Here is a 25,475-nt window from a genome sequence, read left to right as displayed (position 1 = left end):
CCACCGCGTCGCAACGCCGGGCGGCGGGTCACCCGCCACTTGCGTGGAACCGGCGGGCCGCGCGTCCTACGCTCGGGGGTATGGCCTCCGTACCGGTGTCCGACGACGTGGCGGCGTGGCTGCTCGACAGCGACCCGGCACTGCGCTGGCAGGTCGAGAGGGACCTCCTGCGCGCGCCCGCCGACGTCTGGCAGGCCACACGGGCCCGGATCGCGACCGAGGGGTTCGGGGCCCGCCTGCTCGCGCTGCAGGACGAAGCCGGCACCTGGGCCGGCGGGGCGTTCTTCCCGGCCGGATTCGACTTCGACGGCCCGGAGGCGCAGCCCGGCGCGGGGCAGCCGTGGACGGCCACCACGTGGTCGCTCAACACCCTGCGCGAGTGGGGCCTGGACCCCGCGGTGCTGCGCGAGCGGGACACCGCGGGCCTGATCGCCGCCAACGCCCGGTGGGAGTACGACGACCTGCCCTACTGGGGCGGCGAGGTCGACGCCTGCATCAACGGGTTCACCCTGGCCAACGGCCTGTGGCTCGGGGCCGACGTCGACGGCGTCGCCGACTGGTTCGTCGCGCACCAGATGGCCGAGGGCGGCTGGAACTGCGAGTGGGTCGAGGGCTCGACGCGTGCGTCGGTGCGGTCCACGCTGAACTCGCTCAAGGGTCTGCTGGCCTACGAGGAGGCGACGGGCGGCACGGACGCCGTCCGCGAGGCGCAGCGACGGGCCGAGGAGTACCTGCTGGAGCGGCGCCTCATCCACCGGCTGACCACGGGCGAGCCGGTGGCCGACTGGGTGTTCCGGCTCGCCTACCCGTTCCGCGCCTTCTACGACGTGCTCACCGCCACCGACTACTTCCGCGCGGCGTCCCTGCTGCGCGACACGCCGCCCGACCCGCGCGTGGCCGAGGCCGTCGAGCTGGTGCGCTCGCAGCGGCAGCCGGACGGCACCTGGCTGCAGGCCCGGCGCCACCCCGGCCGGGTGTGGTTCGAGGTCGACGTCGACGCGGGGCAGCCGTCGAAGTGGCTCACGTTCCACGCGGCGCGCGTGCTCGGCTGGTGGGACGACTCGGTGCACGGGAGCTGCTGAGGCACGTCCGGCCAGGGTCGACCGCGGCCGCCGAACCGATCACTTTCGATCAGAATGTTGACCTCGACGCGCCCCGCGACCTACGTTCGGCCGGAGCGCAGCGAGGATGGTCGGTCCAACCGATCACGAACGATCATCGGTGATCGTCGCCTCGCGTGCCGGACCAGTCAACGACGACGACGGAGAGTGCCCCCATGCCACGTCCCCACCGCCGCACGGCCAGATCCACCGCGGTCGCCGCCGCCCTCGCCCTCACCGCCGGCGGTCTGCTGGCGCCGTCGGCCACCGCGAGCGCGCCGCGCGAGGCGACCACGACGGCGTCGTCGGCCGCCCCGGCGCTCCCGGTGCTCCGCCTCGACGACCCCACCATCGACTGGCGCGAGCTGCTGGTCGACGGCGAGGACGTGCAGCGCGGAGCCGACGGCACCGCGTTCAACACGTTCGGTGGGTTCGGGTCGGTGTCCTGCAACAACACCTCCAACCTGCTGCTCGACTACAAGGAGGAGCAGCCCGAGGCGTACTGGCGCATCATGCGGATGCTCTTCGACCCCGAGACGGGCGCGGGGCTCAAGCACATCAAGGTGGAGCTCGGCGCCGACAGCAACTCGTCGTCGGGCGCCGAGCCCGCCACCAAGCGCAGCGCCGACGAGCCCGCGAACGTGCTGCGCGGGGCGGGCTTCCACTTCATCGCCGACGCGCTGTCGATCAACCCGGACATCGAGACCGAGGCGCTGCGCTGGGGTGAGCCGTCCTGGACCGGCAACGACCCCGTGAAGCGCTACCAGTGGTACAAGGAGACCATCGACGCCGCGTACGACACCTTCGGCGTCGAGCTCGACTGGATGAGCCCCTCGCAGAACGAGGTCCGGGGCAGCACGTACCAGGCGGCCGAGCTGGCGTGGACGGTTCGGTTCGCGCAGTGGCTGGAGCGGGACGCCGCCGCACCGGACGCCCGCTACGACTACTCGAAGATCAAGATCGTGGCGCTGGACTCCTACCGGGAGGGCGACGCCGTCGCGGCCCGCATCCTGGCCGACCCGGCCGCCCTGGAGCAGATCGACGCCCTCGGCTACCACTACGACATCGTGGGCGGCCCCAACGTGACCCGGCTGAACAAGGAGTTCGGCAAGGAGATCCTGTACTCCGAGGGCGTGGCGCCGATGATCGACCCGCAGTACCGCCTCGCCGCGGACCCGTCCCGGGGCGGCGTCGGGGGCACGGTCTCGGCCGCCGACATCGCGGACCGGTTCATCAACGCCTACCGCTGGAGCGGCGCGGGCGCCGACCCCGCGCACATGACCACGTTCCTGTTCCAGCCCGCGGTCAGCGCCATGTACGAGGGCACGCAGTACTCGCCCAAGCACCTGGTCCGGGCCTCCGACCCGTGGTCGGGCTACTGGGAGGGTGACGTCGGCCTGGTGGCCGTGCGGCACTTCCACCAGTTCGTCGGCGACGGCTGGGAGTATGTCGAGGGCGCGACGGGCGGCGACGGCACCAAGGGTGACGGCGGCACGAACGTCGACACCTCGACCCGCACCGTGCTCACGGCCCGCACGCCCGCGGCCGCCGACGGCGAGGACGGTGCCGACAGTGAGCCGCAGTGGTCGCAGGTGCACGCGAACAACACCCGCACCGACCGGTACTTCGAGGTCAAGGTGGCCGACCTGGGTCCCGCCGGCCGGCCGCTGTACGCGTGGGAGACGCGCGGGCCGGACGCGGGCCAGGAGTACGACGCGAACTACTTCCAGAACACGGGCGTCTACGAGCCGGTCCGCACCGAGACGATCGACGGTGTCGAGCACGACGTCTACCGCGTCAAGGTCCCGGCGTACTCGATCGTCACGCTGTCGACGCTCGCGCACGGAGTGTCCGGCTCCACGGACGAGTACGTGCCGGGCGAGCTCGCGCCCGACGCGGCCGACACCATCCTCCCGCTGCCGTACCGCGACGACTTCGAGTACGACGAGTACCCGGTCACCCAGGTCGGTGGAGAACGGATGACCTACCTGGAGCGCCGCGGCGGTACGCCGCGCTACACGGCGGACCAGGACGGCGCCTTCGAGGTGGTCCGCGGCGACCGGAGCACGGGCCACGTGCTCCAGCAGCAGATCAACGCGGACAACCGTGGGTTCACCTGGAACGTGTGGGGCAACGGGCGGCAGGACGTGCTGCAGACGGCGTCGCCGTCGACCGTGCTGGGCGACCACCGCTGGGCCGACTACGCGGCGGCCGTGGACTTCCGGCTCGACGACGTGGACCGGGACGGGAGCCTGGAGAACTTCGCGGGTCTCGGTGTGCGGCAGACGTACGCGCGTGGCGGCGACCAGGCCACCTACGCCGTCCGCGTGCACGAGGACGGCCGCTGGCAGCTCCGCAAGCTCGACCGGGTCGTGGCGTCGGGCACGGTGGCCGGGTTCGACGGCGCCGCGTGGCACGAGCTCGCGGTCGAGGCGCGCGAGAACGTCGTCACCGCGACGCTCGACGGCGTGCGCCTGACGCGCTACACCGACACGTCCGCCAACCCGGTGCTGGCCGGGCGGATCGCCCTGACCAGCGGGTTCTACAACACGCGGTACGACAACCTCGCGGTGACCCCCGTACAGGACCATGCCTGGGCCTCGGAGAAGATCGACGACGCCGACCCGCGCCTGTCGTACCCGGACGGGTTCACGTTCACGCAGGCGGGCTACGCCCACTTCAACCGCACGCAGCACGTGCTCGCGGCGGGCCGGTCGGTGACCGTGCCGTTCCGGGGCACCGGGATCAACCTGTTCGGCGCCACGGCCACCGCGACCCTGGAGGTGAGCGTCGACGGCGCCGCCCCACGGACCGTGCAGGTCGGGCCGGTGGGCACGCGCGAGACGTCCTACTGGCTGCGCGGTCTGGGCAACCGGAACCACACGGTCACGGTCCGGGTGGTCAGCGGCACGTTCACCCTGGACGGCGTCGACGTCCTGACCCCGGGCCGATCCTGACCGGGGTGTTCTGACAGGGTGTTCTGACAGGGGCGACAAATTGACTTCGGTCGGTTGCCTTGAGACCGGTCGGTCAACTGACCGGTCTCAAGGCAACCGACCGATGTCAGTTGTCCTGGCCTCAGGTTCTGAGCATTCTCAGGAGCCCTTGCTCAGGGGACAGTGCTCAGGGGACAGCGCTCAGGGGACATTGGCCAGCGGGTACGCGAGGCCCGTGCCCGCGTCCACCAGGGCGGCGCGGGACAACGTGCCCGTCAGGGGGACGATCTCGTAGACCGCCTCCAGCACCAGCGGTGTCTGGTCCAGCCGGGCGCGCGTCGCCACGGTGACGTGCGGCGTCCAGACGCCGGGCACGTAGTGCTTGTGCAGCTCCTCGTCGGTGGCGCCCAGCGCCTCGACCACCTGCTCCTGGCGCGCCGTGAGCACGCTCGTGGCCGCCGGGACCAGGCTCATCCGGCCGCGCCGGAACGCGGCGACGGCGTCGAACCGCACCGGCGTCGGCCCGGCGTCCGGCAGGGCCTCGACGGCGGCCCGCACCTTGTCCAGGTCCCAGGAACGCAGCACCGCCAGGGAGAGGTGGGGCAGGTGCCGGCGGTGGGTGTGCGTGGCAAGAGTGGGCACGCCCTGGTCCTCGAGCCGCTGCCACAGCCGTCGCAGGACCCGCTCGGTCGGCCTGTCGAACAGCAGGCAGATCGCCAGCGCCACGAGGTCAGCCTAGGCCGTCGTGCCGGGTCACGACCCCACGGACGCCAGGCGGACGGGCACGCCGGACGCGCCGTCGGGTCCCGACGGCTTGGTCGCCGCAAGTCGGCCCAGGACGGAGAGCCCGGAGCAGCGGGCGCCCAGCGACTCCAGGGCGGCGGCCTCCCGGTCGGCGTCGAGGTCGGCGACGAAGAGCAGGAACACGTAGTCGACGCTGTCCCGCACCGGCCGGGCGACAATGTTCTCGAGGTTGCAGCCCAGGGCCGACAGGGGTCCGAGCAGCGCCGCGAGGCTGCCGGGTGCGTTCCGCTCCGGCAGGGCGGCGAAGACGGTCGTCCAGCGCTCCGTCGTCGGCCGCACGTCGTCGCGGGTCACGAGCCCGAACTGGGTGATCGCCCCGGCGCCGTCCTCGACCTCGGTGGCGATGGTCGCGACGGGGTACAGCTCCGCGCAGACGGGCGCCGCGATGGCGACCTCGCCGGGCGCGAGCGAGGCGCAGGCCTCGGCGGTCGAGGAGGTGACGCGGCTGGGCACGCCGAGCGAGCCCACGTACCTGGCGCACTGCGCGAGGGCGTGCGGGTGGCTCGCCACGACCTCCGGCGCGACGTCGGCGTCCAGGGCATAGGCGTTGAAGGTCACCGGCACGAGGACGTCGGCCACGATGCGGCTCTCGGTGGTGAGCAGCAGCGAGTCCCACGTCGGCAGCACGACGCCGTTGACCGTGTTGTCCACGGGCACGACGGCGCCGTCGATCGTGCCGTCCTCGACCTGGGCGATCGCCTGGGCCTGCGTCGCCAGCGCCACGAGCTCGGTGCCGGGGCACAGCTCCCGGGCCGCCGCGTGCGTGAACGTTCCTTCTGGGCCGAGATAACCGATGGCCACGGATCCTCCTGTGTCGTCGTGCCTGAGTGCGTGCGGTGCGTGCGTACCTCGCGGCGTCACCGCCGCGCGCCCATCTTCGTCAAGAACTGCTCCTGGAGCGGGCTCAGGCCCGCAGCACCGCTGATCCGCATGCCCCGGCAGCTGATCCGCTGGTTGGCGTCGCTCTGCAGGGCGAGCTCGTCCAGGCGGGCCCAGCCGACCGTGCTCCAGGACCGCACGTACCCGTCGAGGCTGCCGCTGACCAGGACGTCGTCGTGCCACTGGAAGGCGAGGCTCCAGACCGCCGCCTCGTGCGCGTCGAGCCGGCGGACCAGCGCCGGGGTCGCCGCGTCGTCGTCCGAGACGTCCCAGATCCGGACGACGCCGTCGGAGTCCCCGCTGGCGAGCAGCCGGCCGTCGGGGCTGTAGGCGACGGACCACACGATGGTCTGGTGCCCGGTGAGCACGGCGCGCTCACGACGCGACCCGACGTCCCACAGGCGGACCGTCCCGTCGTTGCTCGCGGACGCGACGGTGCGGCTGTCCGGGCTCCAGGCCACCCCGTTGACGAGGCTGCCGTGCCCCTCGAAGCGCTCGACGCAGCGCAGCTGGAGACCGTCGGACGGGTCGGTCGTGATCCGCCAGAGCCCCACGGTCGCGTCGAAGCTGCCGGTCGCGAGCCAGGCGCCGTCGGGTGCGGCGTTGATCGAGTACACCGTGGCGCGGTGCTCCCGCGCCGACTTGAGCTCCGCGCCGTCGTCGACGGACCAGGCCCGGACCAGGGAGTCGCTCCCCGCCGTGAAGAGGTACCGGCCGGCGGGGTCGAAGGCGACGTCGTAGACCGTGTTGGTGTGCCCCTCGAGCACCCGCCGTGCGGAGGGGTGGTCGGCCGGCACGTCCGTGCGCCACACCGTGGCGGTGTGGTCGAAGCTGCCCGCGGCGACCGTCCGGCCGTCCAGGGTGAGCTGGACGCTGGTCAGCGAGTCCGACGGACCCCGCAGGCGGTGCAGCTCGGTGCCCGTGCCCGTGGTGTCCTGGACGCTGACGCTGTTGTCGCCGAGCGTCACCGCCCGCGTCCCGGCGCGGCTGACGGCCACCCCCTTGCCCGACGAGCGGACGCCGAGGTTCAGGTCCTTGAACGTCACGTCCGTGAAGTCGGTGGAGGTGAGCTGGGCGTCGGTCACGTTCATCGAGACCACGGTCGAGCCGGCGAAGCTCGAGCCCCGCAGGTGCGCCCCGCTCAGGTCGGCGCCCTCGATGACGAGGCCGGAGAAGTCACGCCGCGACAGCCGGAACCGCAGCGCGTGCAGCAGGGAGAGCACGTTCCCGGCGGTGCAGGCGTCGTCGGTCCGGCCGCGCACGGTCGCCAGGTGGTCGTAGAGGCGCTGGGCGTCCAGCGGCCTGCCCGTGAGGAACGCGACGATCTCGGGGGAGAGGCGGCGGATCGCCAGCAGGTCGTACCGGCCCGCCGCGAGCTCCGTCGCGAGCCGGTCCGCGACGAAGAACTCCAGGAACGACTTGTGCGCGAACTGGTAGCGGCCGTGCGAGTCGCGCTGGAGGTAGGACTGCGTGGTGAGGTCGGCCGCGATCGCCTCGAGGAGGCCCGGGATGCGCACGTAGTTCTCGCCCCCGACGATCTCGGCGATCGCCTCGACGCGGACCTCCAGCGTGTCCTGCTCGAACATGGTCCAGGCGAGCCGCTGCATCAGCGGTCGTCGTTCCCGCGGGGAGATGGCCTGCGGCCGGTCCCGGCCCACCGCCTCGATCCAGCGGCGCGTGTAGACGTCGTACAGCTCGGCGAGCGTCGCGCTGGTCCGCCCGCGCATGGCCGGCAGGATCTCCAGCACCATGTCCAGGACGAACGGCCGGCGGACGAGGTCGAGCAGGCCGTATGTATCGGTGATGAGGCTCCATCGCCGTCCCCAGTCGGCGGGGAACCGCGCCCTGAGGATGTCGCGGATCTGGTCCGTGCTGAAGTCCCGCAGGTACAGGATGTCGAACCGGCGACCGCGGTCGCCGAGGAACACCTCCGACTCCTCGTGCACGTCGCGGAAGTAGAGGGTGCGCGACGTGATGACGACCTTGCTGGCCGGTTCGGCGAGGGCGCGCAGCCGCTCGAACGCCTGGGTCACCGTCTCGTGGGCGGCGCGCGGCATCTCGTCGAACCCGTCGCACAGGAGCAAGAGCAGTCCCTGCCGGTTCAGCTCGGTCAGCACTGCCGCCACCTGGTCGTGCAGGCCGTGCAGCCGGCAGAAGTCCGCGAAGATCGCCCGGACCGCGTCCTGCCGGACGCCGGCCTGCGGGGCGCCCGCCCCCGCGACGGGTGCCAGGTCGACGTCGTCCGGCGCGCGCACGTGCCGCAGCTCGAGGAGCAGGGGGAGGCGTCCCGCTGCGTCGTCGCCGCCGTCGGACCCTGTCGCGTCGGGGAGCAGCCGGTGCGCGAGCTCGAGGCAGAACCAGCTCTTGCCGCTGCCGAAGTCGCCGAGCAGCGCGAGCTGCGTACCGCTCTGGTCCGCGGTCCACCGTTCGACCGAGCCGACCAGCGACGAGCGCGGCGAGCGGGAGACCTCGCTCCCGTCCTCCAGGCGATCGGACTTGGCAGCGGCGAGGTCCACGAACGTCGACCTGGCGCGCCCGATGCGCCGGTCGTGCTCGGCGCGCAGCCACTCGAGGTACGGGTCGAGCGGGGCGAGCCGCGCGGCGAGGCCCCGGAACGTCGTCACCTCGACGTCGTCACCCCAGGTGCCCGGGCTGAGCGACGCGGCGTCGACCTTGTCGTCGACCACCAGGACGGCGTGGTCGGCGCCGGTGGTGCGGGCGGCGCCGGCCAGCCCGGTCACCGCGGAGGTGCGGGGCTCGGCGACCGTGCACCCGACGCGCACCGTGCCGGCGGGCCAGCCGACGACGTCGCCGGCCGACGTCGCCCGGAACCAGGGCTCGCCGGAGGGGCCACGCTCGATCCCCGACACGTCGACCCCCACGGCCGCCAGCAGCGCGCGCACCCGTCCGGCGAACAGCGTGGCCGGACCGTCCCACCGCGCGGGGTCGAGCGACCGTTCGATCGTCGGCACGAGCCAGGCGAGGTCGGCCCCGTCGGCCGGCACGGCCTGGCGCTCGGTCAGCGGGCGGAGCGACGCGGGGAGCCCGTCCGGATCCGGGAGCCCGGCGCCCCGCACCAGTACGGGCAGCACCCGTTTGCCGTGGTCGAGGGCGTGCTCGATCTCCTGCCGCACGAAGTCCGCCGGGTCGCCGATGCGGTCGCCGCCCGCCCAGCGCGGGCCGATCACGGCCAGCACCAGGTCGGCGTCGCGGATCGCGTCCCTGAGCACGTCGGGGAACGCGGTGGCGGGCGGGACGTCCTCCGTGTCGAGGAACACCGCCGGGTAGTGGTCCCGCAGGTGGCGGTAGTACCGCAGGCTCTCGTCGCGGGTGTCGTCCCGTCGGTACGAGATGAAGATCTTCGTCATTCGGCCTCGAAGAGCGTGGTCCAGCGGTCGGCCGCCGTCGTCAGCAGCTCACGCAGGGCCGCGGGGTCGCTCTCGGCCACGCGGTCGGCCACCAGCTCGACCTCGCGCGCGTAGCGCCGGAGGGCCTCGACGACGTGGTCGGTGTTCGTGACCAGTACGTCCGCCCACATGTCGATGTTCTCCGTGGCCTTCCGTGTGCTCTCGCGGAAGCCGCCCGCCGGCAGCTCGGCGAGCATCGGGTCGGGGTCCTTGTCCGCGAGCTCGAGCAGCGGCAGGGGCAGGATCCGGGGCAGGTGGCTGACGACGGCGACGAGCCGGTCGTGCCGCGCGGGCTCCAGCACCTCGACCCGGGCGCCGATCTCCTCCAGCAGGCCGGTGCACCACCGGGTCACGGCGGGATCGGTGCGCAGCGTGGGGGTGAGCAGGAAGACGCGGCCGGCGAAGATCCGCGCCGTGGGGCTGTCGGTGCCCGCGGTGGCGGGACCTGTCATCGGGTGCCCGCCGATCGGCACGACGTCGTCGGGCAGGAGCTTGTCCATCGCCTCGGTGACCGCCGACTTGGTGCTGCCGATGTCCAGCACGACCGTGCCGGGGCGCAGGAGCGGGCCGAGCTCGGTCAGGTAGGTGATGATCTGCTGCACCGGCGTGCACAGCACGAGCAGGTCCGCCGCGCGTGCGACGTCGGCGGCGCTGTCCAGCACCTCGTCGACGTGCGCGTTGTCGAGCGCCTGGGCCCGTGCGTCGGCGGAGCTGTCGTAGCCGACGACCCGCCCGATGCCGCTCGCCCCGCGCAGTGCCGCGCCGAGCGAGGCGCCCATGAACCCCAGGCCGAGCACGCCGGCCGTCTTCATGCCGTCGGTCACGGAGTGCTCCTCGCGCTCGCGGTGCAGGGTCAGGTGCAGTTCGAAGGCAGCCCTGATGCAGTCCAGATGCAGTCCAGATGCAGGTCAGAGTGCCGCGGACCCCCGGCGCGAGGCCGGACTCCATGCTGCAGGAGCGTACACGGGAGCGGCGCGGCGGGGGCGTCGTCGGCGCCCCCGCGGGCCGCACCGCTCAGCGCACCGTTCGGCGTACCCGCTCAGCGCACCATGCTGTTGCCCTGCACCGCCGCCAGCCGCGACCGCACGCTGAGCAGGGTCTCGATGATGAGGTCCTCGCGACCGTCGCCGAGCCTGCTGATCGGCACCGCGACGCTCATGGCGTCCACGGCGTGGTTGCTGAACGGGAGGGCCACGCCGAAGCAGCGCACGCCCATGCACGACTCCTCGCTCTCGGTCGCGTAGCCCTGGTAGGCCGCGCGGTCGATGATCTCCAGCACGGCGGCCTTGTCGGTGGTGGTGTTCGGCGTGATCGCGGCGATCGACTCGGGCACCAGCTCGCCCCGGGACTCGGCCGGCATCTCCGCGAGCAGGGCACGCCCCAGCGACGTGGCGTACGCCGGGAGGCGGCGTCCGACGGCGGAGTGCATGCGCAGCGGGTGCACGGACTCGCGCTTGGCGGTGTAGATGACGTCGGCGCCGTCGAGGCGGCCCAGGTGCACCGTCTCCTGCGTGGCGGCGGCCACCTCGTCGAGCACGGCCGTGGCGCGGGCCAGCACGGGGTCGCCGTCCAGGTAGGCGGAGCTGACGACGAGGGAGTGGATGCCGAGCTGGTAGACGGTGCCGGTCGGGTCGGTCTGCAGCCAGCCCCGGTCGGTCATGGTGCGCAGCAGCGCGTGCAGGCTGCTCTTCGGGATGCTGAGGCGCGTCGAGAGCTGCAGCTGGGTTCCGGGGCCGTTCGCGGCTATGTCGTCGAGCAGGTCCAGGGCGCGCGCCGCCGACTTCACCGGACCGGTCTCCGTGGTGCCGGTCGTCTGGAACTCCTTCTGCAGCTGCATCAACGCTCTCCTCTGGTCCTGCCGGTCGTACGTGTGGGTACCCCGGGAACTGACCCGGGGGTGAATACGACAGTACCGCGAGTTCGCATACATGGACAGGTTTCCGCCCCTTGACCCGTGACCCGGGTCACGTCTATCTTCGGACCAGTTCACATAGACGAACGCAGTTCACAGACGAACGCGATTCGCCAGACCGACCGAGGGGCAGCTACGTGATCCAGGTTCGATACTCGACATCTCCCGCCAGCGCGGAGACGGCAACTACCGCGGACCTGCGGGAGAGCTTCCTCGTCTCAGACCTCTTCGTCAGCGGCGAGGCCCGGGGCACGTACACCCACGACGACCGGCTGCTCGTCGGCGGGGCCGTCCCGGCCGACGGCGAGGTCGGCCTCCCGGCCTGGACGGACGTGCTCGGCACCGACAGCCACCTCGAGGGCCGCGAGCTCGGCGTTATCAACGTGGGCGGCGCCGGCCACGTCGTCGTCGACGGCGAGAAGTTCGAGCTGGAGCACCTCGACGGCCTGTTCGTCGGCCGGGGGAGCGAGGTCACCTTCGTCGGCACCGACGCCGCCTACTACTTCGTGTCCGCGCCGGCGCACACCGCCTACCCGACGCAGGTGCTGCGGCACAGCGAGGTCGAGCCGGTCGCGCTGGGCTCGGCCGCAGCGGCCAACGAGCGCAACCTCTTCCGGTACGTGTGGGGCCAGGACGTCAAGACCGCTCAGCTCCAGTTCGGGGTCACGGTCATCGCCAGCGGCTCGGTGTGGAACACGTTCCCGCCGCACCTGCACGACCGCCGCACCGAGATCTACTGCTACGTGGACCTCGACGAGAGCGACCGCGTCTTCCACTTCATGGGCAAGCCCGGCGAGACCCGCCACCTGGTGCTCCGCAACCGCGAGGCCGTCATCTCCCCGCCGTGGTCCATCCACGCCGGGGCCGGCACCGGCTCGTACGCCTTCATCTGGGCCATGGCGGGCGAGAACAACGTCTACACCGACCTCAGCCCCGTGGCGGTGGACGACCTGTGACGACCTCGCCCTTCGACCTGACCGGCCGGTGCGCTGCGGTGACCGGCGCGGGCCGCGGCCTCGGGCAGGCGGTCGCGCTCGGCCTGTCCCGCGCGGGGGCCGACGTCGTGCTGATCGGCCGGCCCGGCAACCAGGACGCCACGCGCGACCTGGTCCTCGCGCAGGGCGGCGAGGCCGACGTCGTCGACCTCGACGTGAGCGACCTGGACGCCGTCGAGCGGGTCGGCACCGAGCTGGCCGGCTCGCGGCAGATCGACGTGCTGGTCAACAACGCCGGCGTCATCGACCGCGAGGACTCCGTGGACGTCGGCCGTGAGGCCTGGCAACAGGTGCTCGACGTCAACCTGAACGGGCTCTTCTTCCTCACCCAGCAGCTCGGCCGGCCGATGGTCGAACGCGGCCACGGCAAGGTCGTCAGCATCGCCAGCCTGCTGTCCTTCCAGGGCGGCCTGCGGGTGGTGTCGTACGCCGCGAGCAAGCACGGCGTCGCCGGGGTGACCAAGGCGTTGGCCAACGAGTGGGGGCCGCACGGCGTCCAGGTCAACGCCATCGCCCCGGGCTACATGGTCACCGACAACACCACGGCGCTCCGCGAGGACGCGGATCGCTCCCGCTCCATCCTCGAACGCATCCCGGCCGGGCGCTGGGGTACCGCCGAGGACATCGCCGGAGCAGCCGTCTTCCTCAGCTCGCCCGCCGCCGACTACGTCAACGGCCACGTCCTGGCCGTGGACGGCGGCTGGCTGGCGCGCTGACCCACAGCAGTTCCGCATCACAGAGCCGGATCCCGGCACCGAACGAGATCGAGGAAAAGACAATGGAGTTCACCTCTCGACACACTGGCGCTCGCCACACGGCCGCCGTCGTCGGCGTCCTGCTGGCGGCCGGCGCACTGACCGGCTGCACCGAGACCGCCGCGGGGAGCGGCGGCGGTGGCAGCGCCGAGGCCGGGGCCTGCGACCCCGCGGACGTGACCCTGGTGGGCCAGGTGCGCAACGAGTCCAACCCCTACGAGGCCTCGTGGCTCGACGGCGGCGACGCCTTCGCCGAGCAGGTCGGCCTCACGCAGGAGCGGCTCACCTACGACGGCGACTCGACGCGCCAGCAGGAGCAGATCAGCCAGCTCCTCGCGGGCGACACCGAGTGCCTCGTCATGAACATCCTGCCCAACGGCGACTCCGACACCCCGCCCATCGTCGAGGGTGCCCAGGACGCGGGCGCCTACCTCGTCACCCAGTGGAACAAGCCGGCGGACCTGAACGTGGCCGACTACGACCACTGGCTGTCCCACATCACCTACGACGGCGTCGAGTCGGGCAAGCAGATCGGCGACGCGCTGGCCGAGGCCATCGGCGGGTCGGGCGGCATCGTCGCGCTGCAGGGCATCCTCGACACCGGTGCCGCCAAGGACCGGTTCGCCGGGCTCGAGGAGTCGCTGGCCGCCAACCCCGACGTCGAGCTGCTCGACGACCAGACCGCCAACTTCTCGCGTGCCGAGGCCCTCGAGGTGACCAAGACGCTGCTGACCAAGCACGGCGACGACGTCAAGGGCATCTGGGCCGCCAACGACGACATGGCGCTCGGCGCGCTCGAGGCGCTGCAGCAGGCCGGCCGTGACGACGTGGCCGTGGTCGGCATCGACGCCGTCCCGGACGCCCTGACGGCCATCGAGGACGGCACCATGACGGCCACCGTCTCGAGCGACGGCCCGTGGCAGGGCGGCATCGGCCTCGCCATCGGCTACTGCGTGGCCACGGGTGAGCTCGCCGCCGAGGACATCGCCGGCGAGGACCGCGCCTGGTTCGCCGAGCAGTTCCTCATCACACAGGACAACGTCGCCGACTTCGTCTCCCCGGAGGTCAGCGAGGACGACTTCGCCTGCGACAACCTCTTCAGCCGGTCGCAGGGCGCGATCTCGTGACCATGGCACCCCCCACTGAAGCTGGCGCAGGAGCCGACACCGACGTCGTGCCCGCACCGCGCCCCCGGCCTCGGCGGGGGGTGTCCCTGCGGGACGCGGGCCCGCCGATCGCACTGGTCGTCGTGTTCGGGATCTTCGCGGTCCTGAGCCCCGACTTCCGGACGATCTCCAACGTGCAGAACGTCCTCGACGCGGCGGCGGTCCTCGCCGTGGTGACCTGCGGCATCAGCTTCGTGCTGATGACCGGCTCCATCGACCTCTCCGCACCCGGGATCATGGGGGCGTCCGCCATCACGGTCGCCCTCCTGGTCGCCAACAACCGCAACGACAACGACCTCGGCCTGATCGGGGTCGCCGTCGCGGTGCTGCTGGCCGCCGCGCTCGGCTGCCTCAGCGGGCTGGCCCTCGTGGTGCTCAAGGTGCCGTCGTTCATGGCCACCCTCGGTGTCTCCGCCGTCGGGCTGGGCGTCGCGACCCTGCTGTTCGCGGGCGTGCAGCCCAACATCACCGACCCGATGCTCGAGGGCTGGGCCGTCGAGCGGTTTCTCGGCCTGGCGCGGCTGACCTGGATCGCCGTCGCCTGCGTGCTGCTCGGCTGGCTGGTGCAGCGGTACTCGCGTCTGGGCCGCTACGCCTTCGCGATCGGCGGCGCCGAGGAGGTGCTGGCCCTTTCCGGGGTGCGGGTCGCGCCGTACAAGGTCGCGGTCTTCACCATGGCCGGCGCGTTCTACGGGCTGGCCGGCGTGCTGGTCACCAGCCAGCTCGGCGCCGGTCTGGTCCAGGCGGGCCGCGGCTACGACTTCTCCGCCATCACCGCCGCCGTGGTGGGCGGCACCCTGCTCACCGGTGGACGCGGCGGCATCCTGCACTCCGCCGTCGGCGTCCTGCTGGTGACCGTCCTGACCAACGGCCTCGTCCAGGTCGGGGTGAGCCCCTACTGGCAGGGCGGCGTGCAGGGCCTCATCGTCGTCGCGGCCGTCGCGGCCGCCGTCATCCCACAGCGTCGTAGGAACCAGGTGACCAAGTGACAACCGACCTGCAGACCGAACCCGGGCCGCGCGCGCCGGGGTCCCCGCCCGCCCTCGAGGTGCGCGGCCTGGTCAAGCACTACCCGGGCGTCAAGGCGCTCGACGGCGTCGACCTCGTCGTGCGCCAGCACGAGGTGCTGGGGCTGGCCGGCGAGAACGGCGCCGGCAAGTCCACCCTGCTCAAGGCGCTGGTCGGCCTGGTCCGGCCGGACGCCGGCGAGATCTGGGTGCGTGGCGAGCGGGTGCGCCTGCGCAGCGTCGTCGACGCCGCCGACCACGGCCTCGGCATGGTGTTCCAGGAGCAGTCGCTCGTGCCCAACCTCACCGCCGCCGAGAACATCGTGCTGGGCAGCGAGGGCCCGGGCGTGCGCCGCGGCATCTACCGTTGGGGCACCATGCGTCGCCTCGCGCAGGAGCAGCTCGACAAGATCGGGTCACACATCGACCCGCTGGCCCGGACCGACAGCCTGTCGTTCGCCGACCGCCAGATGGTCGAGATCGCCAAGGTGCTCCGTATCGAGGAGCGCACCGCGCACCCGCCGGTGATCATCCTCGACGAGCCCACCTCGGTGCTGGAGGCCAAGGAGATCGACACCCTGTTCACCCAGGTGCGCCGGCTGCGCGAGTTCGCGTCCGTCGTCTTCGTCTCGCACCGCCTCGACGAGGTGCTCGACGTCTGCGACCGGGTCGCCGTGCTGCGCGGCGGCAAGTCGGTGGGCGAGGTGCCCGCCGCGGACGCCGCACCCGCGGAGCTGCACCGCATGATGATCGGCGCCACCGGCTCCGAGGACCACTACCACGACGGCGCCGCCGAGCGCTCCGACGAGCCCCGCCGACCCCGGCTCGTGGTGCGCGGCCTGACCGGCAAGACCTTCCGCGACGTCGACCTCGACGTGCACGCGGGGGAGATCGTCGGCATCGTCGGCGTGCACGGCTCCGGGCGCGAGGACGTGTGCCGTGCGCTGTTCGGCGCCGAGGCCACCGTCGCGGGCGAGGTCGTGCTCGACGGCAGGAAGCTCGACCTGTCCGGCACCCGCGCGGCATGCGCCGCCGGCGTCGGCTACGTGCCCGCCGAGCGCAAGACCGAGGGCATGGTCGGCCCGATGTCGGTCGCCGACAACATGACCCTGACCAAGCAGCACGCGCGCTGCTCCGGCCCGCTGGTGCGGCCCGGCAAGCAGGCCACGCTCGTGGACACCTGGATCGAGCGCCTCTCGATCCGCACCCCGCACCGGGGCACCGCCATCCAGCGGCTGTCGGGCGGCAACCAGCAGAAGGTGGTGCTGGCGCGCTGGCTGGTGGCCGGCGACGTCCGCCTGCTGCTGCTCGACCACCCGACCCGCGGCCTCGACGTCGGGGCGCGCTCCGAGGTGTACCGGCTGATGCGCGAGCTCGCCAACAGCGGCGTCGCCACCGTGCTGCTGGCCGACAGCCTCGAGGAGGCGATCGGCATGTCCGACCGGATCGTCGTGATGAGCGACGGCCGCGCGACCAAGGAGGTCGCCGCCCCTGCCGGGGCCAAGCCGACCCCGCTCGACCTCGTCAAGGAGATGGTCTGACCATGTCCACGCCCGTCCTCGCCAAGCCGGCCCCCGAGCCCGCCGCCGAGCCCACGGCCAAGGCCCGCCCCACCACGGGGCAGCGCCTGACGTCGTTCATGCCGGTCATCGCGCTCGTGGTGCTGCTGGCCGCGCTCACCGTCGCCGACCCCGGCTTCCTGAGCCTGAACAGCCTCACGGCCGCCGTCCGCACCTCGGCGCCGCTCGTCGTGCTGGCGGCCGGTGCCACCCTGGTGGTCCTGTGCGGCGGCATCGACCTGTCGATCGCCGCGCTCTGCTCCCTGGCCACGGTCTTCTTCGCGCTGTGGCTGCCCGACCTCGGCGGGCTCACCACCCTCGCGATCATCGCGGCCACCGGGGCGATCGGGGCCCTGCAGGGTGTCGCCCACGTGCTGCTGCGCATCCCGTCGTTCATCGTCACCCTCGGCGGCATGAGCATCTTCACCGCGATCGCCCTGGTGATCTCCGACGCCGGCCCCATCCGGGTGGCCGACCGGGACGCCACCCACTGGCTCACGCTCTACGTCGCGGGCGTGGTGCCGATGTCGTTCGTCGTCGCGCTGGTCGTCGTGCTCGTGGTCTCGCTGGCGCTCGCGCTCACCCCGCTCGGGAGCTGGGTCCGCGCCACGGGCTACTCCGAGTCCGCGGCCCGGCTGGGCGGTGCGCCCGTCGACCTGGTCAAGGTCGCCGCGTTCACCCTCTCCGGCGCGTGCGCGGGCCTGGCCGCCGTCATGCTGGTCTCCCGCAACTTCAGCGGCAGCCCGACCATGGCGGACAACCTGCTGCTCCCCGCGGTGGCGGCCATCGTGGTGGGCGGCACGGCCATCACCGGCGGCCACGGCTCGCTGTGGCGCAGCCTCGCCGGGGCGCTCGTGGTGACCCTGCTGCGCGTGGGGCTGCCGATCGTCGGCGTCCCGTCGGCCTACGAGCAGATCCTGTACGGCGCGATCATCGTCGCCGCCGTCGCGCTCACCCTGGACCGATCGAAGGTGCTGATCATCAAGTAGCCCGATCGCCGAGCAACGCCGGCCCAGCCCACGACCGACCCGACGCCCGATACCCGGACCCCGACACCACGGAAGGTTCCCCATGTCCGAGAACTCCCTTCTCCTGCCCGCCGTCTCGAAGTTCCTGTCCTCGCCCAAGCAGCTCCTGATCGACGGCGAGTGGGTGGACGCCAAGGACGGCCAGACCTTCGCGACGGTCAATCCCGCGACCGAGGAGGTCCTCGTCCAGGTGGCCCAGGCCTCCGCGGTCGACGCCGACCGGGCGGTCACCGCGGCCCGCAACGCCTTCGAGCACGGTTCGCCCTGGTCGAGGATGACGCCGCGCGACCGCTCCCACCTGCTGTGGCGTATCGGCGACATGATCGACGAGCGCACCGAGGAGTTCGCGCAGCTCGAGTCGCTGGACAACGGCAAGTCCCTCGCGTCCGCGCGCGGCGACGTCGGCGTGGCCGCCGAGCTGTTCCGGTACTTCGCCGGGTGGGCCACCAAGATGGAGGGCACCACCATCCCGATGTCGGTGCCCGGCCGCGACTTCCACGCCTACACGCGGCGCGAGGCCATCGGCGTCGTCGCCGGCATCGTGCCGTGGAACTTCCCGCTGACGATGGCCGCCTTCAAGATCATCCCGTCGATCACGGCAGGCAACACCGTGGTGCTCAAGCCGGCCGAGCAGACCCCGCTCACCGCGCTGCGGCTCGGCGAGCTGCTGCTGGAGGCCGGCGTCCCCGCCGGTGTCGTCAACGTGCTGCCGGGGTTCGGCGACGCGGGCGCCGCCCTGGTGGACCACGCGGGCGTCGACAAGGTCGCCTTCACCGGCAGCACCGAGGTGGGCAAGAAGATCGCCGCGGGCGCCTCACGAAACCTCAAGAAGGTGTCGCTCGAGCTGGGCGGCAAGGCACCCAACATCATCTTCGCCGACGCCGACCTGGACGCCGCGATCGCCGGCGCCGCGCTGGCCGGCTACTTCAACGAGGGCCAGTGCTGCGTCAACGGCTCGCGCCTGTACGTCCAGCGCGAGGTGTTCGACCAGGTCATCGAGGGCGTCGCCGCGGCGGCCAAGGCCATCAAGGTGGGCGACGCGTTCGACCCGGCCACCACGATGGGCCCGCTGGTCTCGCAGGAGCAGCACGAGAAGGTCATGGGCTACGTGCGGGGCGCGGTGGCCGACGGCGCCACGATCGCCGCGGGCAGCCCCGACCCGGCCGCCGACCGCGGCTACTTCTTCTCCCCGACCCTCATCACCGACGTCACCGAGCAGATGGCCGTGCAGACCGACGAGATCTTCGGGCCCGTCATCACCGCCATCCCGTTCGACACCGAGGACGAGGTCGTGGCCGCGGCCAACAACACCGTCTACGGCCTGGCCGCGGGCGTCTGGTCCAAGGACCTCGGCACGGCCCACCGCGTGGGCGGCCGCCTGCGCGCGGGCACGGTCTGGCTCAACACCTGGCACGCCGACGACGTCACCCTCCCGCGGGGCGGCTTCAAGCAGTCCGGCTGGGGCCGCGAGCTCGGCTCGTTCGGCCTGGACGACTACACGGAGCTCAAGACGGTGATCGCCGAGCTGCGCTGACCGGGCCTGAGTCCCAGGGGGCACTGAACGCAAGACGCACCACCGGGGAGCAGCTCCGGGGCGGCCGACCCCGTGCGGGGTTCGGCCGTCCCGGCCTGCCCTCATGTCCATCAACCACGTGCGAAAAGGGATCAAAGATGAACCTGCTACGCAGACCTGACCGGCGGCGCGGCGCGCGCCGCCTGCGCCGGGCCCCGATACGACTGGCGGCCATGCTGGTCGCCCTGGGGGTCGCCGCGCCGCTCACGGGCGGCGTCGCCCAGGCCGCGCCGACCCCCGCCGCGCAGGCCGCGGCCGGGTCCGTCGACGACGGCGTGCTGCGCGTCCTGCTCTTCTACAAGTCCAACTTCCACGCGTCGCACGTCCAGGCCCGCCAGGCCGTCCGCGACCTCGTGACGGACCTGGGCGTCGAGTACGACCAGCCGGTCGAGATCCAGGAGACGGACGACCCAGCCGCGTTCACCGCGGCGAACCTCGCGACCAAGGACACGGTCGCCTTCGCGCAGACCGGTGGTGTGCTGTTCAACGTGGACCAGCGCGCAGCACTGGAGGGGTACATCCGCGGTGGCGGCGGGTACCTCGGCCTGCACTACGCCGGCTGGTCGGTCGGCCAGAGCGAGCACGACGTCAACCCGTTCTACGCCCGCCTGGTCGGTGCGGTCTCCGAGGGTCACCCCGAGAACCCCGCGGTCCGCCCGGGCCGTGTGGTCGTCAAGGACGCCTCGCACCCGCTGACCCAGGGGCTGCCGGCCGAGTTCACCCGCAGCGACGAGTGGTACGACTGGCTGGTCAACCCGGCGCCGAACGTGCGCACCCTGCTCAACGCCGACGAGTCGTCGTACGGCGGGGGCAACAACGGCACGAACCACCCGATCACCTGGTGCCAGGAGATCGACGAGGGCCGGTCGTGGTACTCCGGGATGGGCCACGAGGGCACGGCATATGCCGAGGCCCCGATCCGCACCCAGATGAAGAACGGGCTGGCCTACACCGCGGGCCTGCTCCCGGCCGACTGCTCGCCGCCCGACAAGGCGGAGAACGGGGCCTGGAGCGGCGTCACGCCGTGGCCGCTGGTGCCGATCAACGCGGCGCTGACGTCGGACGGCAAGGTCCAGTCGTTCGGCAGCGTGTCGTCGGGCTGCACCGACAACACGCCCTACGACTTCGGCGGCAACTCGTGCGTCGTGCAGGGCGGCCAGATGGAGATCGACGTCTGGGACCCGGCCGAGGAACGCACGACCGCCAACGTGAACGACGGCATCGTGACGAACTCGACGTACACCGACCTGTTCTGCTCGATGCAGGTGCAGATGCCGCACCGGCGCGCCACGATGACGGTCGGCGGTGACGACGGCCTGGGCGGCAACGCGCCCAACGACGCCGCGATCGGCGTCACCAGCTACACGACCAACCAAGGGCTGCGCAACGAGGCCCCGATGAACTACCCGCGCTGGTACCCCACGGGCACCACCCTGCCCGACGGCTCCGTCGTGGTGCAGGGCGGCAGCCTCAAGGGCGGCCCGGGCGGTCCCGGCGTGCTGACGCCGGAGCTCTACACGCCGGACGAGGGCAGCTCCTGGAAGCTGCTGGAGGGCGCCACGAGCGCGGCGGCCTACGGCGACGGCGGGAACGGCAACGGGCCCGACGAGAACCGCTGGTGGTACCCGCGCGCGTTCGTCGCGCCGGGCAACGGCAACGTCTTCAACATCACCGGCACCCAGATGTACGAGCTCGACCCGTCGGGTGACGGCGAGGTGACCCTGCGGGGCACCCTGCCCGCGGACGTCGCCAACCAGGGCGGCCTCGGCAACCCGGTCGGCGCCACGTCGACGGCGACCATGTACCGGCCCGGCAAGATCCTGCAGGTCGGCGGTGGCTGGTGGGCCAACGGCGGCGGTCCGGACGGCGCCCGCGCCGGCTTCACCGTGGACATCACGGGCGGCACGGACGCGCCGGTGGTCGAGAAGACGGAGCCGATGCAGTATGCCCGGCACTGGGCCACGTCCACGGTGCTGCCCGACGGCGACGTCATCGTCACCGGCGGCTCCCGGGACAACAACGGCAACGGTGGCTACGTCACCACGGCCGAGATCTGGGACCCGGAGACGGGCGAGTGGACCACGATCGACGTGCCGTACGAGCACGCCCGCCTGTACCACTCGACCGCGCTGCTCCTGCCGGACGGCCGCGTGATGGTGGGCGGCGGCGGCACGCCGGGCCCGCGCAACTACACGGACGTCGAGTTCTACTCGCCGGCGTACCTGTTCGACGGCGACGAGCCGGCCGTGCGTCCCCAGGTCACGGGCGTCCCGAAGAAGGTCGGCTACGACGGCACGTTCGGCGTCCAGGCCGACGGCGAGGTCTCGCGCGTCACCCTGGTCCGCAACGGCTCCGTGACGCACGGGTTCAACAACGACCAGAACTTCCAGGACCTGGCGTTCGCCCAGACGGGCGACGACCTGACCATCGAGACCCCGGTCGACGGCACCTACGCCCCGCCCGGCGCGTACATGCTCTTCGTCTTCGACGAGGACGGCACACCCTCGGTGGCCGACATCGTCCAGATCGACCCCGAGGTCGCGATGGACGCCCGGGCCCCGCACCTGGTCGACCAGATCGAGTACCCGCGCCTGCCGGCCGAGTGGCGGTCCGCCAACCCGCCGGCTGTCGTCGACGTGGCGCCCGGCAACGGCCGGATGTCCCCGTGGGAGGTGGACGGCGACGTCCAGCTCGTCCGCGCGGCGGCGTCCAGCCAGGGCGGGCTCGGCCTGACGGGCTACCACCTCGCCGTCGGCACCGAGGGCGACCTGACGCGTACGGTCAAGGGTCTCGACCCGGGCCGCGAGTACCGCGTCTCGCTGCGCTACGCCCGCGACAGCCGGTCCGCCGGTACCGCCCCGGGCACGGCGGACCTGTCGGTCGGTGACCTGTCCACCACTCTCTCCGCGGGGCCAGACCTGTCGTCGCAGAGCACGTTCGGCACGTACGTCGGCACCTTCACCGCAGGGGCCCGGTCGCAGGACCTGACCCTCGCGGCCGGGGACTCCGGCGCGGGCGTCATGATCGACGACCTGGTGATCGTGGGCTCCGACCCCGGCGCCGGCGACGTCCCCGTGCACTACGAGTTCGAGGAGGGCACCGGCACGCGGGCCGCGAACACCGGCACGGACGACTCGGTGGGCGCCGCGGCGCTCACGGGCACGACCGGGTGGAGCGAGAACGGCGTGTTCGGCGACGCGCTCGACCTGGCCGGCGGTGACAACGCCAACGCGGTGGACCTGCCCGACAACCTGCTGCAGGGCGAGGAGGCCTTCACCACCTCGTTCTGGGTGCGCCCCGACGTGCGGACGGGCTGGACCGGCCTGTTCCACATCGGTGACGGGCTGGCGGGGGCGGGCAGCTTCTTCCAGATCCAGATGCAGACCAACGCCGCCGCCGGCGGCACGGGTCTGGCCGCGACGTTCAAGGCCAAGGGCGCGGCCCTGGAGGAGCGGGTCTACGCCACGCCCACCCGGGACGTGGCCGTCGACGAGTGGAACCACGTCGCGTTCACCCGCCAGGGTGCGACCGGCACGCTCTACCTCAACGGTGAGGCCATCGCGTCGCGCGACGACCTGACGATCGACATGACCGACGTCGGTCCGACGGCGAACAACTGGCTGGGCCGCAACGGGTTCCCGGACCCGGCCTACGACGGCCTGATGGACGACGTCCGGGTCTACACCTCCGCGCTCGGTGACGCCGACATCGAGGCCTTGTACGCCGACGGCAGCGCGCTCGCCACGACCACCACGGTCGCGGTCGAGCCGGGCTCCCCGTCGCCGTTCGGCGAGCCGGTCGACGTCTCGGCCACCGTCAAGGACGAGACCGGCGCGGCACCCGCGGGCGTCGCGGAGCTGTGGGTCGACGGCGCCCGCGTGGGCGGTCAGGTCGACCTGACCGACGGCGCGGTGCGCTTCACGGACGTGGCGCTGTCCCCGGGCGGCCACGAGGTGCAGGTCCGCTTCGTGGCCGACGACGGGTGGCGCGACTCCGCGCGGACCGTGGAGCACACGGTCGAGCGGCCACCGCCAGGTACGGGTACGCCGATCCACTACAGGTTCGACGAGGGTCAGGGCAGCACGGCGGCCAACACCGGGCTGGACAGCTCGGTCGGGGCGGCCACCCTCGGCGGTTCGGCGGGCTGGAACCCGGCCGGACGGTTCGGCTCGGCGGTCGACCTGCCGGGCGGCGCGTCGGGCACGGGCAACCAGGTCAGGCTGCCGGACAACATCGAGGCGGGGATGGAGGACGAGTTCAGCGTCTCCATCTGGGCCCGGCCGGACGCCCTGCCCACGTGGGTGCCGCTGCTGCAGATCGGCAGCAGCACCGACACGTTCTTCCTGCTCCAGTCCAACACCCAGACGAGCGGCGCCACCGGCTTCGCGGCGACCTTCAAGGCGCCGGGCACCCCGGGCAGCGCCCAGGAACGTCTGGTGCTGGGCCAGGGCAACGACCTGCCGCTGAACGAGTGGACGCACGTCGTGTTCACCCAGAGCGGCTCCGTCGGGAAGATCTACTTCGACGGCGAGCTCCAGGCGACACGCGACGACTTCACCGTCACCATCGGCGACGTCGGCGTGGGCGGGCAGACGACGGCCAACCTCATCGGCGGTACCAGCTGGCCCGACGCCCGCTGGGACGGCCTGGTCGACGACTTCCGGATGTTCGGTTACGAGCTCACCGCCGAGCAGGTCGGTGACCTGCACGCCGGCACCGCGGCCAACACGGCCCCGGTCGGCGCCGCCGACGCCTACGGCACCGTCGAGGACGAGCCTCTGACGGTGGCGGCGCCGGGGGTCCTGGCCAACGACACCGACCTCGACGGGGACGACCTGACGGCGACCGGGCTCACGCAGCCGGCCCACGGCGACGTCGAGCTGGCGGCGAACGGGTCCTTCACCTACACGCCGGACAGCGGGTTCTTCGGCACGGACACGTTCACCTACCAGGCCTCCGACGGCGCCGCGACGTCCGCGGCGACGACGGTGACCATCACCGTGGAGGAGGGGGAGCAGCCGCCGGTCAACACGGCGCCGGTGGCGGGCGCCGACGCCTACGCGGCAGTGGGTGGTCAGCCCCTGACGCTCCCGGCGCCGGGCGTCCTGGCCAACGACACCGACGAGGACGGCAACGTGCTCACCGCCACCGCGGTGACGCAGCCCGCCAACGGCCGGGTCACCCTGGAGGCGGACGGTTCGTTCACCTACGTCTCCGACGACGGGTTCTCCGGCAAGGACGTCTTCACCTACAAGGCGTCCGACGGCACGGCGACGTCTGCGCCGGCCACGGTGACCATTACGGTGAGGTCGCCCAAGGTGACGGCCGTGGCGGGTGTCGCCCTGCCGATCACCTACGGCACGGCGGGCACCGTCTCGGTGGCGGTCTCCCCGGACACGGCCACGGGCACGGTCGAGCTGAGCGATGGCACCACGGCGCTGGCGAGCGGCACGGTCGCGGACGGACGGGCGACCCTCGTCCTGCCGGTGGGCACGATCCGCCCGGGCGTGTACGACCTCACCCTGCGGTACGGGGGCGACGCCGACCACCAGCCCGCGTCCTCGAAGGTACGGGTCGTGGTCGACAAGGTGGTGCCGACCATGGAGATCGCGGCGAAGAAGTCGGGCAAGAAGGTCGTCGTCGACGTGTCCTTCACGGCCGCGCACGAGGTCCCGGTGACGGGGCAGGTGCGCATCGCGGTCAAGGACGGCCAGACGCTGACCGGGGACATCGAGGACGGGCTCGCCCGGTTCGAGGTGAACCAGCCCAAGGGGAAGGACCTGACGCTCACGGCGTCCTACCTCGGCAGCGAGCTCGCGCTCGCGGCCGAGACCAGGGTGACGGTCAGGGTGAAGTAGAAAGGGGCCGGGCCCGGGGAGACACGTCTCCCCGGGCCCGGCCCGCTCCTCCCTTTCGAGGCCTAAGTTTCTTCGCTTTGAGCCAGCTCAAAGCGAAGAAACTTAGGCCTCGAAAGGAACCAGCCGTCAGTCGTCGGCGAACGTGGCGACGACGCCCGCCCGGCTCTCGTCCTCGCTGGCGAGCACGCCGCCGTTGGCGACGATGTCGGGCGTGATCTCGCTGAAGACCATGCGGACGTCCTGGCGGCGGGCGCCCAGGATCTCGACCGCGCTGTCGGCCACGGCCTTGGCGAAGTCACGACGCTGCTCGACGGTGCGACCGCGCAGCAGCTCGACGGTGATGTTGGGCATGGCTTCCCTCCGGTGGCGGGCGCTCTGCCGGGACACAGTTCACGGGAGCGACCTTGGTTCGGTGACGTGAACCACCGTACGCGGTGCGGTGGGTGAACGTCCACGGTTTCGGGCCCTCAGTTCACACTCTTGACAGTGGTTCGGC

16 protein-coding genes are annotated in these 25,475 nt (G+C 72.2%); 10 read left to right on the top strand and 6 right to left on the bottom strand.

Annotation, left to right across the window (positions count from 1 at the left end; all coding sequences use genetic code 11):
• The first annotated feature begins 80 nt into the window (after window positions 1-80).
• Window positions 81-1,082, top strand: a complete 1,002-nt coding sequence (locus ACH47X_RS06795; RefSeq protein WP_397402647.1) for a squalene cyclase — start codon at window positions 81-83, stop codon at window positions 1,080-1,082.
• Between the two features lie 194 nt (window positions 1,083-1,276).
• Window positions 1,277-4,057, top strand: a complete 2,781-nt coding sequence (locus tag ACH47X_RS06790) for a hypothetical protein (RefSeq protein ID WP_397402645.1) — start codon at window positions 1,277-1,279, stop codon at window positions 4,055-4,057.
• Between the two features lie 180 nt (window positions 4,058-4,237).
• Here the strand turns inward: ACH47X_RS06790 and ACH47X_RS06785 are convergent, their stop codons facing one another.
• The 5 genes from ACH47X_RS06785 to ACH47X_RS06765 form a co-directional block, all read right to left on the bottom strand.
• Window positions 4,238-4,762: a 2'-5' RNA ligase family protein gene (locus ACH47X_RS06785; protein ID WP_397402643.1), complete on the bottom strand. Its 525-nt coding sequence runs from the start codon at window positions 4,760-4,762 to the stop codon at window positions 4,238-4,240.
• Between the two features lie 27 nt (window positions 4,763-4,789).
• The gene (locus ACH47X_RS06780; RefSeq protein ID WP_397402641.1) at window positions 4,790-5,641 is read right to left on the bottom strand and encodes a prephenate dehydratase; all 852 of its coding nucleotides are present in this window, start codon (window positions 5,639-5,641) and stop codon (window positions 4,790-4,792) included.
• Window positions 5,642-5,697: 56 nt separating this feature from the next.
• Window positions 5,698-9,087, bottom strand: coding sequence for a TIR domain-containing protein (locus tag ACH47X_RS06775; RefSeq protein WP_397402639.1), 3,390 nt, complete (start codon window positions 9,085-9,087; stop codon window positions 5,698-5,700).
• On the bottom strand, window positions 9,084-9,950 hold the full coding sequence (locus ACH47X_RS06770; protein WP_397402637.1) for a prephenate dehydrogenase: 867 nt from the start codon (window positions 9,948-9,950) through the stop codon (window positions 9,084-9,086). The genes ACH47X_RS06775 and ACH47X_RS06770 overlap by 4 nt, the downstream gene beginning before the upstream one ends.
• Before the next feature lie 215 nt (window positions 9,951-10,165).
• On the bottom strand, window positions 10,166-10,963 hold the full coding sequence (locus tag ACH47X_RS06765; protein ID WP_397402635.1) for an IclR family transcriptional regulator: 798 nt from the start codon (window positions 10,961-10,963) through the stop codon (window positions 10,166-10,168).
• Window positions 10,964-11,175: 212 nt separating this feature from the next.
• Here ACH47X_RS06765 and kduI point away from each other — a divergent pair, with 212 nt between their 5' ends.
• The 8 genes from kduI (at window position 11,176) to ACH47X_RS06725 (ending at window position 24,979) form a co-directional block, all read left to right on the top strand.
• Complete coding sequence (gene kduI, locus ACH47X_RS06760; protein WP_397402633.1) at window positions 11,176-11,994, top strand: 5-dehydro-4-deoxy-D-glucuronate isomerase; 819 nt, start codon at window positions 11,176-11,178, stop codon at window positions 11,992-11,994.
• A complete protein-coding gene (kduD, locus tag ACH47X_RS06755; RefSeq protein ID WP_397402631.1) occupies window positions 11,991-12,749 on the top strand; it encodes a 2-dehydro-3-deoxy-D-gluconate 5-dehydrogenase KduD in 759 nt (252 codons plus the stop codon). Before kduI ends, kduD begins: the two co-directional genes overlap by 4 nt.
• A gap of 62 nt (window positions 12,750-12,811) precedes the next feature.
• Window positions 12,812-13,915: a sugar ABC transporter substrate-binding protein gene (locus ACH47X_RS06750; RefSeq protein ID WP_397402629.1), complete on the top strand. Its 1,104-nt coding sequence runs from the start codon at window positions 12,812-12,814 to the stop codon at window positions 13,913-13,915.
• 80 nt (window positions 13,916-13,995) lie between these two features.
• The gene (locus ACH47X_RS06745; protein ID WP_036969994.1) at window positions 13,996-14,943 is read left to right on the top strand and encodes an ABC transporter permease; all 948 of its coding nucleotides are present in this window, start codon (window positions 13,996-13,998) and stop codon (window positions 14,941-14,943) included.
• A complete protein-coding gene (locus tag ACH47X_RS06740; protein WP_397402626.1) occupies window positions 14,940-16,502 on the top strand; it encodes a sugar ABC transporter ATP-binding protein in 1,563 nt (520 codons plus the stop codon). Before ACH47X_RS06745 ends, ACH47X_RS06740 begins: the two co-directional genes overlap by 4 nt.
• A gap of 2 nt (window positions 16,503-16,504) precedes the next feature.
• The gene (locus ACH47X_RS06735) at window positions 16,505-17,509 is read left to right on the top strand and encodes an ABC transporter permease (protein ID WP_142036994.1); all 1,005 of its coding nucleotides are present in this window, start codon (window positions 16,505-16,507) and stop codon (window positions 17,507-17,509) included.
• 82 nt (window positions 17,510-17,591) lie between these two features.
• A complete protein-coding gene (locus tag ACH47X_RS06730; RefSeq protein ID WP_397402623.1) occupies window positions 17,592-19,082 on the top strand; it encodes an aldehyde dehydrogenase family protein in 1,491 nt (496 codons plus the stop codon).
• 137 nt (window positions 19,083-19,219) lie between these two features.
• The gene (locus ACH47X_RS06725; protein ID WP_397402621.1) at window positions 19,220-24,979 is read left to right on the top strand and encodes a LamG-like jellyroll fold domain-containing protein; all 5,760 of its coding nucleotides are present in this window, start codon (window positions 19,220-19,222) and stop codon (window positions 24,977-24,979) included.
• 126 nt (window positions 24,980-25,105) lie between these two features.
• Here the strand turns inward: ACH47X_RS06725 and ACH47X_RS06720 are convergent, their stop codons facing one another.
• The gene (locus tag ACH47X_RS06720; protein WP_036970004.1) at window positions 25,106-25,330 is read right to left on the bottom strand and encodes a tautomerase family protein; all 225 of its coding nucleotides are present in this window, start codon (window positions 25,328-25,330) and stop codon (window positions 25,106-25,108) included.
• Window positions 25,331-25,475 lie beyond the last annotated feature (145 nt).

Source organism: Promicromonospora kroppenstedtii (genome assembly GCF_044389675.1).
GTDB classification, from domain to species: domain Bacteria; phylum Actinomycetota; class Actinomycetes; order Actinomycetales; family Cellulomonadaceae; genus Promicromonospora; species Promicromonospora kroppenstedtii.
Note: the sequence above shows the minus strand (reverse complement) of the source record. Positions and strands in the feature narration are given on the sequence as shown.

Bases quoted from the DNA above. Each gene is read 5' to 3' on its own strand.
- ACH47X_RS06730 (WP_397402623.1), top strand. From the start codon at position 17,592: ATGTCCGAGAACTCCCTTCTCCTGCCCGCCGTCTCGAAGTTCCTGTCC.
- ACH47X_RS06735 (WP_142036994.1), top strand. From the start codon at position 16,505: ATGTCCACGCCCGTCCTCGCCAAGCCGGCCCCCGAGCCCGCCGCCGAG.
- ACH47X_RS06720 (WP_036970004.1), bottom strand. From the start codon at position 25,330: ATGCCCAACATCACCGTCGAGCTGCTGCGCGGTCGCACCGTCGAGCAG.
- ACH47X_RS06725 (WP_397402621.1), top strand. From the start codon at position 19,220: ATGAACCTGCTACGCAGACCTGACCGGCGGCGCGGCGCGCGCCGCCTG.
- ACH47X_RS06790 (WP_397402645.1), top strand. From the start codon at position 1,277: ATGCCACGTCCCCACCGCCGCACGGCCAGATCCACCGCGGTCGCCGCC.
- ACH47X_RS06795 (WP_397402647.1), top strand. From the start codon at position 81: ATGGCCTCCGTACCGGTGTCCGACGACGTGGCGGCGTGGCTGCTCGAC.
- ACH47X_RS06750 (WP_397402629.1), top strand. From the start codon at position 12,812: ATGGAGTTCACCTCTCGACACACTGGCGCTCGCCACACGGCCGCCGTC.
- ACH47X_RS06765 (WP_397402635.1), bottom strand. From the start codon at position 10,963: ATGCAGCTGCAGAAGGAGTTCCAGACGACCGGCACCACGGAGACCGGT.
- ACH47X_RS06775 (WP_397402639.1), bottom strand. From the start codon at position 9,087: ATGACGAAGATCTTCATCTCGTACCGACGGGACGACACCCGCGACGAG.